The organism is Candidatus Acetothermia bacterium, assembly GCA_024653305.1.
Taxonomy (GTDB): domain Bacteria; phylum Bipolaricaulota; class Bipolaricaulia; order Bipolaricaulales; family Bipolaricaulaceae; genus JACIWI01.
Map to the genome: position 1 here is coordinate 1 of JANLFW010000052.1, position 2,020 is coordinate 2,020.

1 protein-coding gene and 1 pseudogene are annotated in these 2,020 nt (G+C 69.8%); both read right to left on the bottom strand.

Features of this window, described 5'->3' with window-relative positions:
* Window positions 1-98: 98 nt before the first annotated feature.
* Window positions 99-875, bottom strand: a complete 777-nt coding sequence (locus NUV94_08145; GenBank protein ID MCR4392706.1) for an ABC transporter permease — start codon at window positions 873-875, stop codon at window positions 99-101.
* 350 nt (window positions 876-1,225) lie between these two features.
* A pseudogene (locus NUV94_08150) lies at window positions 1,226-1,816 on the bottom strand (ABC transporter ATP-binding protein).
* Between the last annotated feature and the right edge of the window lie 204 nt (window positions 1,817-2,020).

A 2,020-nucleotide genomic window follows, 5' to 3' on the forward strand; every position in this document is an offset into this window, starting at 1 on the left:
AACCTCCGGCCCGCCGGTTAACAGCCGGCTGCTCTGCCAACTGAGCTACCGGGGAATGCACCCCGATGGTACTGCCCCAGGGCGCGGGCGCCAAGGGGCTAGTAGTGGGCGAGGAGCCCGCGGTCCTTGGCTACCCCCTCGAACACGCGGAACACCGCGACCCCCACCGCCAAGTAGAACACCGCCGTCCCCACCAGGGCTAGGAGGTCCCCGAGGGGGAGGGTGGTCAGGGTCTCCCCGTCCACCACCACCCGCCCGAGGAGCCGGGTCCCCAGCGCAAGCGGGAGCGCCTTCCCCCACGGGGCGTCCGCGGGAAGGGCCACCAGGGCCACGAACACGAACTGCAGGACCTGGAAAAACGCCTGGATCCGCTTGTAGACGAGGGCCAGCCCCGCCATGACGAACCCGATCCCGTACACCGGGGCCACCGTGAGGAGGAGCAGGGGGAGCACGGTGCCCAGGGGGAGCCGGAGGAGCCGCCCCGTGGTGAGGGTCATGAGCCCCAGAAGCACCGCCACCCAAAGCAGGCTTACCAGGAACGACGCCACGATCCACGAGGCGCTCACGAACCGGAACCCCACCGGGCACATGTACAGCTGCTCCAGCGTCCCCTGCTGGGCCTCCCGCATCATCTCCCAGGACAGGTCGGAGTAGGCAATGATGGCAAACGTCCACACGAGGTAGCCCACCACCAGGCTCTCTAGCCCCTCCCCGAACAGGTCCACCCCCATCCCCTGGGCGTAGCGGGCCCCGGCGAAGAGGAGGAGGAACACGATGTACAGCGTGGCGAGGGCGGACAGGGTGTTGAATGGATAGCGCTTGTGCTCGATCAGAAACCGCATCAGCACGGCGAGAAACGTCCACAGGCGCCTCATCTCCCCTCCTTCTGCCCGTCGCGCACGATGCGCAGGAACACGTCCTCCAGGTCCGGCTCCACCCGGCTGACCCCGTCGAGGGCCACCCCTGCCTCCCGCAGGGCGTCCATGAGGTCGTAGACCTCCCTCTCTGGCGGGAGCTCCACCTCCAGACCCCGCTCCAGCGTGCGCAGCGCCGGGAAGCGGGCGGCCAGGCGGGCCCGGGCCTCCTCGGGGAGCCCGTCCCGCAGGCTCACCCGGTACGCCCTGGTCCGGAACAGGGCGAGGAGGTTGGGGACAAGGTCGTCGGCCACCACTCGCCCCCGGGCGAGGATGATCACCCGGCGGCACGTGTCCTCCACCACCCCCATGTCGTGGGACGAGACGACGAGCGTCTTCCCCTCGGCCAAAGCAAGCTCGCGGATCAGCACCCGCAGCTCGTGGCTCGTCTCCACGTCGAGGCCCAGGGTGGGCTCATCCAGGAGCAGGACGGGCGTCCCCTTGACGAGGGCGCAGGCCAGGGCGAGCTTCTGCTTCATCCCCTGGGAGAGGAGGTTGGCCGTGGTGCGCCGCTTCTCCGTGAGCCCAAACCGCCCGACGAGCTCCGCAGTGCGCCGCCGCGCCTCCCGGGGCGGGATCCCCTGGAGCCCAGCGAAGAAGCGCAGGTTCTCCTCCACCGACAGCCGCCAGTACACGTTCCGCGACCCCTCAAGCAGGGCGGCCACGTAGCGGGCCACCTCGGGCCGGGAGGGGGGGACTCCGCACACCTCCACCTGGCCGGACGTCGGGCATAGCAGCCCGCACAGGACCTTGATCGCCGTGGTCTTCCCCGCCCCGTTGGCCCCGAGGAGCCCCACGATCTCGCCCTCCCCCACCCGGAACGAGACACCGGCCAGGGCCCGCACCGGCCCCTTCCGGGTGGGGTAGTCCTTCACCAACTCGCGAACGGTCAGGGCATCCATGGTCGCCGGTGAGTGTCCGTTTGCCCAGGGGGGGTTCAATAGGGGGCTAGCGCCCCACGTACACGTAGAGGGCGCGCTCGGCCGGGCCATCGAACTCGTAGAAGTAGATCCGTTGGTCGTCTCCGAGCACCATCCGCCCGTTCTCCACGACCCCGACCTCGGTGGGGGCCACGAACGCGGCCTTGGTGTACTGGGGTACCTCCT

Coding starts and splice junctions, on each gene's coding strand:
- NUV94_08145 (MCR4392706.1), bottom strand. CDS start 875: ATGAGGCGCCTGTGGACGTTTCTCGCCGTGCTGATGCGGTTTCTGATC.